The sequence below is a fragment of the Frankia sp. CgJB1 genome, assembly GCF_977947065.1.
In genome coordinates, this window is the sequence record NZ_CDWTNB010000180.1 from 1 (window position 1) to 8,036 (window position 8,036).

The window sequence follows — 8,036 nt, forward strand, 5'->3', positions numbered from 1 at the left end:
TTTAATGACTATCCCTGGGTGCAGCCGTCCCGCGACGCCGTCGGCGTCCCGATCTGCGTCGGAACCAATGCGATCTACCGGCGCGGCAGCCTGCGGAAGGCGGGCGGCTTCGCCCAGATAGAACACAGCGAGGACGTCTTCACCGGTGTCAAGCTGCTGGCGGCGGGCTACACCATCCGCTATGTACCGGTGGTGCTGGCGACCGGCCTGTGCCCGGCTGACCTGGCCGGTTTCATCAACCAACAGTACCGCTGGTGCAGCGGTTCCATGGCCCTGCTGCGGACCCGTCAGCTACGCCACATCAAGCTCGACTGGAAACAGCGGGCCTGCTTCTGGAGCGGGTTCCTCTACTATATTTCCACTACGATCAACGTCTTTACCATTAACATGCCTGGCCTGTTGATGGTGTACGTCTACCCGGAGCTGGTGCGGCCCTATAACTTTCTGCCGTTCCTGGCCGCAGCCTGGGTGTGGCTGGTCCTGCTCCCGGCTACCAGCCGCGGTCGATGGCGTTTCGAAGTGCTGCGGGTGCAACTTGTGTACAGCTTCTGCCACGCTGTCGCGATCCTGCACATGGTGCGTGGTCGCACGGCATCCTGGGTGGCGACCGGCTCCGTGCGCAAAGGGGGGAACCCGCTGGTCCGCAGCGTGGCTCGGACCGCCTTCTACTGGCTGCTGTTGACGACGTGCACGACATGGATCGGCATTGCTCTCGACGTCTGGCGGTTCGGCTGGGAAAACTTTTGGCTCATGATTCTGTTCCAGCTCGGCCACAGCTATCTGAGCATCCCGCTCCTGTTCGAGCTTAGCCGCCTGCTCGTGGGGCGCGGCGACCGGCCGGCACGCAGCAGGCACCGCGCCAGGCAGTCTCAGCCCGACTCCGTGGTCCGGGCATGGACCGGCGGTCCGCAGGCCTACAGCGCGCCGGCCCACAACGCGCCGGCCAACAGCGCACCGGTCTCGCCCTCGCACGGCGCTCCACCCGCCAGCGCGGCCCTGCGCCAGGGGTGAAGCGATGTGGAACGTCACGACGACGACCTGGACTTCCCGGCCTCCGAGCACCTGCGCTGGCCCGACGGGCTGGCGATCACCGTCGGGCTGGCGGTCATCGCGTTGCTGGCCACCGGCTGGGTCGACCCGACCGTGCTATGGCACTGATCAGGCCAGGCGGGCCATGAGAGCGGCCGGCATGAGGACCATGAGGACGACGGACGGCACGGTCACCGTGCCGCTGCGGCGACCCCACCCGGGTCTGGTGCGGATCGAGGAACGGCTCGGCTTCCGCCCCGACATCGAAGGGCTACGCGCCCTGGCTGTGCTGCCCGTGCTGTGTTACCACGGTCAGGTCCCCCACGCCGCTGGCGGCTTCGTCGGGGTCGACGTGTTCTTCGTTGTCTCGGGGTTCCTCATCACCAGCCTGCTCGTGCGGGAGGCCTAGGTCACCGGTCGGATAAGCCTGGCGGGGTTCTACGCGCGCCGGGCCAGGCGCATCCTGCCGGCGGCCTGCGTCGTCCTGGTGTTCGTCACCGTGGCGAGCTGGCTGACGATGCCGCCGCTGCGCCAGGCGGAGACGGTGCACGACGTCGCGGCGGCCTCGGTCTACCTGGTCAACTGGCGGTTCATCTCGAACCAGACCGACTACCTCGCCAGCGGTCGGGACCCCAGTCCGGTGCTGCACTTCTGGTCGCTCAGCGTGGAGGAGCAGTTCTACCTCGTCTGGCCGCTTCTCCTGCTGCTCGTCGTGCTGTTCGCCTGGCGCGCCACGATGTCGCTGGCCGCCGTCGCGGTCCCGGTCACGCTCGGGCTCGTCGCCCTGTCGTTGGCGCTGTCGCTGCACTGGACCCTGGTGGAGACGCCGGTCGCCTACCTGGGCTCGCCGGCCCGGGCGTGGCAGTTCGGCGTCGGTGCGCTGCTCGCCTTCGCCGCGCCGGCGCTCGCCAGACTCGACCGCGGCCGCACCGTCACCGGGGTGAGGATCGTGCTCGGCTCGGCGGGGTGCGTGGCGGTGGTGGCCGCCGTCGTCAGCTACGACAGCGTGACGGTCTACCCGGGCACGGCGGGCCTTGTTGCCCACCTTCGGCGCGGCAGCGGTCATCGCGGCGGGTACCGACGTCCACCCGGGACACCGCAGCCTCCGGGCGGGTGCGGGCCGGTTGTTGGGGACCAGGGTGCTGACCGTCATCGGAAGCCGGTCGTACAGCCTGTACCTGTGGCACTGGGCCGTGCTCGTCCTGGTCGAGGCGCGGGTGGGAGACCTGAGCTGGCAAGCGCGCACGGCAGTGGTCGCGGCCTGCGCCGTGCCGGCCGAGCTGTCGGTGCGGCTGGTCGAGCGTCCGGTGCGGCTCTCGGCGGTCGCGGCGTCGGGCTGGCGTCGTGGCCTCGCGATCGCCGTCACCGCGACGTTGCTGCCGGCCGCCACCGGCATGCTGGTCGGCACCGATGCGCTGCAGCGGATGCGGGGCGGTGGCCGGGACGCGGTGGCGGTGCTGCCGCACCTGCCCGCGGCCACGGTGGTGCGTGACCCGTTCGACCAACCCGGCGGCCTGTTGAGCGGCCCGGTGACGCCCGCGCCTTGGTCCGCGTACGACGACCTGCCGCGGCTTCCGGACGGCTGCATGGTAAGTCCCCGCCAGACCACGAGCCCGCCCTGCCAGCTGAACACCGACGGCGCCACCGGCCGGGTGGTCCTGTTGGGGGACTCGCACGCCGCCCAGTGGTTCGGGGCAGTCTACCACATGGCCCGCGGCAGCGACTGGTCGGTGGAGGTGCTGACCAAGGTCGGCTGCCCGTTACCCGCTATCTCGGTCCGCAGCGAGCAGCTCGGCCGGGAGTTCACCGAGTGCGACACCTGGCGAGAGAACACGTTTCGCCGGCTCGCCGCGGAACCAAAGCCGGACGTGATCTTCCTGAGTACGTACAACCGGTACACCGGCGACGAAGAAAAGGTTGTGGCGGGATGGCGGAACACGATCGCACGGCTCGCGTCCCTGGGTGCTCCGCTGGTCTACATCGTCGACACCCCGAATCCACCGGAAGACATTCCGGCGTGTATTTCCGGCGCAATCGACAACTGGCGGTCGTGCTCGTTCCCGCGGGATTCCGGACTGCCCCGCGACCCGCTGCTGCAGGCGGTCGTCGAGGGCCGCGAACCAGCGGTCAGCGCGGGCGACCTGAACGTCATCCTGTGCCCGGGGACCGGACCCTGCCCGGCCGTACGGGGCAGCGTGCTGCTGTACCGCGACGACTCCCATATCACGAACACGGCAGCGGTCATGCTCGGGCCGGCGCTCGAACACGCGCTGGTCACCAAGGTACAGCTACCGTCGCGGGGACCTCTGCTCCAGTCAAGCCAGACCGCGGGCACATCGCGTTCCTGACTTCGGTCCCGGTGGAATCCGGGCGTCGGGTAGCCTCGCCAACGAGGTGCGCCAAGGCCGTATTTCAGGACGCCTGTACACTTTTCAGTCATTGTTTGGATTTCGGTCATTGTTCGGCGGACGTACCAGCCAGACGGCCGAGGTACCTGGTGGGGAGGCGCTGATGCGACGGCGGTCTGCCGTCTGCCTGATGGTGGCGGCGAGCGTACTGGTTTTCGCCTGCAGCTCCCCCGGCGACGGCCCGTCTCGGGAACCTGTGTCCCCGAGCGGCGCCACCGGCGGCGCCGCTCGCGGCGCCGAGCCGTCGCGGGCGACCGTCGAAACCGTGTTCAGGACCCGTCCGCAGTTCGGCGTCACGGTGCCCGGCATCAGCCAGGCGTCGCTGGGCGAGGTTGCGCGCACGACGGGCTGCCTGCCGGCGATGGCCCAGTTCTTCGTCTCCGTGACCCACGGCCTGGACCCAACGGTGCTCGGCGCGGTGCCGGTGACACCGATCGTGACGGTCGAGCCGTGGAACCCGGACAAGGGGGTCAACCAGAGCGACTTCACGCTCGACAAGACCATCGAGGGCCGGTGGGATGACCACTACCGGGCCATCGCGATGGTAGTGAAGAAGTACGGACGCCCCGTCCTGATCCGGTTCGCCCACGAGATGAACGGCTACTGGTACCCGTGGGCGTCGGTTGGCTCGAACACACCGGCGCTGTTCGTGGCGGCATGGCAGCACGTGGTCGGCCTCTTCCGAGACGCCGGCGTCACGAATGCGCTGTGGGTGTGGTCGCCGAACGTGCTCCGCGGGACGTCGGGAACGCCGCTGGCCGAGTACTACCCCGGCGACAAGTGGGTCGACCTGATGGGTCTGACAGGGTACGGCGTGCAGGAGAGCTCCGCCGCGCAGACGTACGACCCGTCCATGGCCCAACTGGCCGCGCTATCGGCCAAGCCGGTCCTGCTGACCGAGGTGGGCGCCCAGCGGGACCAGTACAAGACCAGCTGGATCGCCTCGTTCGGCAGCTGGCTGCAGAGCCACCCCCAGGTGCTGGGGTTCGTCTGGACGGCGATGAACATCAAGGATGGCGTGAAGGGTGACTGGCGGTACGACGACTCGGAGGCTGACCTCGCCGCCTTCCGGGCGAGCCTGCTCGCCGGGAGAGTCGCCTGCTGACCACCGCGAGGAGCATTCCGGAGTCGGCTGGCCAGCCGGGTCCAGCGGTCCGTGAGGTGAGCCCCGTTTCCCGGACACCTGGTTGTGGAGGGCCGGCTCAAGGACGTGATCAATCGCGCTGGAGACAAGGTCTCCGCGGAGGAGGTCGAAGACCACCTGCGCGCCCACCCTGGTGTCGCGGGCGTCGCCATCGTGCCCGTCGCCGACGCCGCGCTGGGGGAACGCTCCTGCGCCTGCATCATCGCATCCGGTCAACCGCCGCGGCTGAGCGAGCTCACGGCCTTCCTGCGCGACCGGGAACTCGCCGCGTACAAGCTGCCCGACCAGCTCCAGGTCGTCGACGTGTTCCCGCTGACCCCGGCCGGGAAGATCAACAAACGTGCTCTCGCCACGCTGATTCCCGATGCGACAACCGTTGCCAGTACCGATAGCGATTGTTGAGATACACACAGGCACAACCCATGAATAAATGCTAATGTGTGCATGTGGCTGATGCGATCTCGCCGGACGCCCTGGAGGCGGCCAGCGGGCTGCTGCGCGCGTTGGCCGCCCCGGTGCGGCTCGCCATGATCGCCGAGCTGGCGGACGGTCCGCGCTGCGTCCACGAGATCGTCGCCGCGGTCGGGGTCAGTCAGCCGCTGATCTCCCAGCACCTTCGGGTCCTGCGGGGAGCGGGCCTGGTGGCATCGGCGCGCCGAGGACGCGAGATTGCCTACCGGCTGACCGACGACCACGTCGCGCACATCGTGCGCGACGCCCTCACCCACGTACAGGAGGAAACCCCATGACCACGACCACCCACCTGCCCCACCACACCGCCGAGGAGCACGCCCACGCCGAGGGCTGCGGGCACGTGGCGGTCCCGCACGCCGACCACGTCGACTACGTCCACGACGGGCATCTGCACCGCATGCACGAGGACCACGCCGACGACTGCGACCCCGCCGGCCACAGCGAGCACGCCGAGCATGCGCACCACCATGCGGCGGGATGTGGGCACGTCGCCGTTCCGCACCACGACCACGTCGACTACGTCCACAACGGCCACCGACACGCCGCCCACGACGGTCACTGGGACGAACACTGAGCAGATCCCGGTCCCTCGACACCTCTGGCAGGGTGGCGCTCATGACGACAGTCAGGCGCTGCGCCCGGTGGAGGGACCGGGCTACTCCGGGTAGTCGGCTGGGACGGCGGCTGACACCGTCCCAAGCCTTCTAGATCATTAACAGCATATGATCAACCTCGGCGAAAGACGGAGGCCGAAGCCTCCGTCACGAGGCCATCCCCCTCAGTAGCCCCTACCTGCTGCTACTCCGCGACGCCCCGGATCGGCGACCTTCCGCACGCCCCTTGACCGTCACCAACGTTGTTAGCTAGCGTTGGCTAACGGCGTTAGCAACCACTGGCGATGGCCCGGGACCGAAAGATATCGATCATGTCGGACAGCTCGACCGACCGACAGGCGAGGGCACAACGCCCCCGCCTGTCGCGGTCGGCCCGACCCTCGTGGCGGTCCCGCCCTCACCTCGCCCCCACAACATACGGGTACTCAAGATCATCATTGCCGGCCAACCGTTCCAGCACCCGACCAGACCCACCGGCGACAACCAGGTCGAAAGACCGAAGGAGCGGATATGACATCGAATCTATTCTACCGCGGGCCCGGCATCGCCGAGCTTCACGAAGAATACGCCAAGAAGCGCGTGCTCGACGAAAAGGCGCCGGTGAAGGCCACGGCGGAGATCTCCGTGGCCGCGCCGACCGAGAAGGTATGGCGGCTGATCAGCGAGATAGACCGGTGGCCGGCGTGGAACCCCGCCGTCCGGGACGTGCAGGTTCACGGCGGGGTGGCCGTCGATACGTCCTTCATCTGGGTCAACGGGAAGTCACGGGTCCGCTCGACCCTGGCGGTCGTCGATCCACTCCACGAGATCACCTGGAGTGGGGTCTCCGCCGGCATCAAGGCTGTTCACCGCAACGTTCTCGAACGGACACCGGACGGTACGGTGCGGGTCACGAGCATGGAATCGATGTCTATGCCCTTCCTCGGCCTCATCTTCAGCAGCACGAAACTCCGCAGCGGGCTGAATGACTGGCTCACGGCGGTTAGGAAGGCCGCCGAAAAGGCGTGACCTTACACCGCGCCTGGGTTCGGCTGTCGATGCGGTGACCACCGGCCGTCGCGGCGATCGCTGTGACCGCGAACACCACTGCCCAGACGCGATGCCCAGCCAGCGCCGTGGCGATCGCGGTCAGACAGAACAGGAGGATCTTCACCATCAGCAGCGCCGGCCCGCGAAGCCGACGTCGTGACGCGGGGGCGAGCCACACCCCCCAGCCGACGGCCGCCATCAGCGGCAGCAGGACCGCCAAGGCAACACCGACGACGGCTGACGAGGCGAGATCGAGTCCGGCACCCGCCAAAGTGCCCAGCATCGCGAGTTCGGACAAGAAAGCGAAAAACATGATCGACCCGCCCACCATGCCGCTGCGCGGGGTACCGCCATCTGCGCCAGACGAACCCATGAGAGGGAACATAGCGGGCCTTCCCGGGGAGTGAATTGTGATTCTGGGAACTACTGCCGCATCAGGCACCGTTTGCCCGCTTGACAACCTGACGTAGACGTCGGCCGTCGGCGTGCTTGCTCCGCCAGATGAGGTGGCAGCGAATCATGCTGGCCTGGACGCGGTGGTCGCGGTGTTACTCGCCGCCGCCCACTCCCCGACCCGGGCGGCCTTCACCAACAGCCTACCCTGCATCAAACGACCAGCCCGGCAAACACGGGACCCGGCCGGCGCGTCCCCCGTAACAGGAAAAACCTGGGCCGATGCGGCACTACCTGCCTCAGACGGCCGGCAACCTTCTGCGATCTCCACCACTCTAAGGTACTTACCCTTGACCTCAATCAAGGGGAATGGTCTGATATCGTAGGACCATTCTCCGGAAATCGTAGCCATGCGCTGACGTTCACAGGCCCGCCCGCGAACTCGGGTTACGGACCGTTGAGTTCTGGATCAAGGGAGCCGTGGATGCACCACGAAGGCGAACACAGCGGTTCCAGAAAGAGGCGGTACCGTGTCCTTGGTGGAACGAAACCATGAACTCGCTCGACTACAGGCCACCTTCATTGACTGTCTACCTGCCAGAGGTCAGACTGTCATCGTCAATGGTCCGGTGGCCTGCGGAAAGACGGCTCTACTCCGCGCCTTCACCGAGTACGCGTCAACCCAGGCGGCCCACACCCTGAGCGCCGCCTGTTCGCGTTCGGAGCAGTCCATCCCGCTGGGGGTCATCGCCCAACTGATGAGTCACCCAGGTCTGCCGGTCGACCGCCTGCCACGGCTGCCGCGGCCGCACGTGGACACCACCGCGGCCCCGTCGGGAACCGAGCCGCGGATGGATTCTATCGACGCGATCAACGCCGGAATAATGCACAGGATTTGCATTGAAATAACTTGATTATTCTATGTCGGGTCTACGGGAAGTGAAC

At 67.5% G+C, this 8,036-nt stretch carries 11 protein-coding genes and 1 pseudogene; 11 read left to right on the forward strand and 1 reads right to left on the reverse strand.

Annotation, left to right across the window (positions count from 1 at the left end; genetic code table 11):
* The 10 genes and pseudogenes from AC08OT_RS16985 to AC08OT_RS17030 form a co-directional block, all read left to right on the forward strand.
* On the forward strand, window positions 1-1,011 hold a 1,011-nt coding region (locus AC08OT_RS16985), incomplete at its 5' end, for a glycosyltransferase family 2 protein (RefSeq protein WP_476603025.1).
* A gap of 6 nt (window positions 1,012-1,017) precedes the next feature.
* A complete protein-coding gene (locus AC08OT_RS16990; RefSeq protein ID WP_023842071.1) occupies window positions 1,018-1,158 on the forward strand; it encodes a hypothetical protein in 141 nt (46 codons plus the stop codon).
* 40 nt (window positions 1,159-1,198) lie between these two features.
* Window positions 1,199-1,438 carry a hypothetical protein gene (locus AC08OT_RS16995; protein WP_476594050.1) on the forward strand — a complete coding sequence of 80 codons (240 nt, stop codon included), beginning with the start codon at window positions 1,199-1,201 and terminating at the stop codon, window positions 1,436-1,438.
* 18 nt (window positions 1,439-1,456) lie between these two features.
* Window positions 1,457-2,017 (forward strand): annotated as a pseudogene (locus tag AC08OT_RS17000) (acyltransferase family protein); the annotation flags it as partial.
* Between the two features lie 319 nt (window positions 2,018-2,336).
* Window positions 2,337-3,377 carry an SGNH hydrolase domain-containing protein gene (locus AC08OT_RS17005; RefSeq protein ID WP_476603026.1) on the forward strand — a complete coding sequence of 347 codons (1,041 nt, stop codon included), beginning with the start codon at window positions 2,337-2,339 and terminating at the stop codon, window positions 3,375-3,377.
* Between the two features lie 163 nt (window positions 3,378-3,540).
* The gene (locus AC08OT_RS17010) at window positions 3,541-4,542 is read left to right on the forward strand and encodes a glycoside hydrolase family 26 protein (RefSeq protein ID WP_476603027.1); all 1,002 of its coding nucleotides are present in this window, start codon (window positions 3,541-3,543) and stop codon (window positions 4,540-4,542) included.
* A 105-nt stretch (window positions 4,543-4,647) separates the two neighbouring features.
* Entirely contained in the window at window positions 4,648-4,983 is a 336-nt protein-coding gene (locus tag AC08OT_RS17015; protein ID WP_476594047.1) for an AMP-binding enzyme, read from the forward strand.
* Between the two features lie 44 nt (window positions 4,984-5,027).
* Complete coding sequence (locus AC08OT_RS17020) at window positions 5,028-5,330, forward strand: ArsR/SmtB family transcription factor (RefSeq protein ID WP_476594046.1); 303 nt, start codon at window positions 5,028-5,030, stop codon at window positions 5,328-5,330.
* Window positions 5,327-5,629, forward strand: a complete 303-nt coding sequence (locus AC08OT_RS17025; RefSeq protein ID WP_476594045.1) for a hypothetical protein — start codon at window positions 5,327-5,329, stop codon at window positions 5,627-5,629. The genes AC08OT_RS17020 and AC08OT_RS17025 overlap by 4 nt, the downstream gene beginning before the upstream one ends.
* Window positions 5,630-6,179: 550 nt before the next feature.
* A complete protein-coding gene (locus tag AC08OT_RS17030; RefSeq protein WP_476594044.1) occupies window positions 6,180-6,677 on the forward strand; it encodes an SRPBCC family protein in 498 nt (165 codons plus the stop codon).
* Here the strand turns inward: AC08OT_RS17030 and AC08OT_RS17035 are convergent.
* Window positions 6,652-7,011 carry a YrdB family protein gene (locus AC08OT_RS17035; protein ID WP_476594043.1) on the reverse strand — a complete coding sequence of 120 codons (360 nt, stop codon included), beginning with the start codon at window positions 7,009-7,011 and terminating at the stop codon, window positions 6,652-6,654. The two genes, AC08OT_RS17030 and AC08OT_RS17035, sit on opposite strands and share 26 nt — an antisense overlap.
* Window positions 7,012-7,630: 619 nt before the next feature.
* On the opposite strand from AC08OT_RS17035, the gene AC08OT_RS17040 reads away from it, so the two are divergent.
* A complete protein-coding gene (locus AC08OT_RS17040; RefSeq protein WP_476603028.1) occupies window positions 7,631-8,005 on the forward strand; it encodes an AAA family ATPase in 375 nt (124 codons plus the stop codon).
* Window positions 8,006-8,036 lie beyond the last annotated feature (31 nt).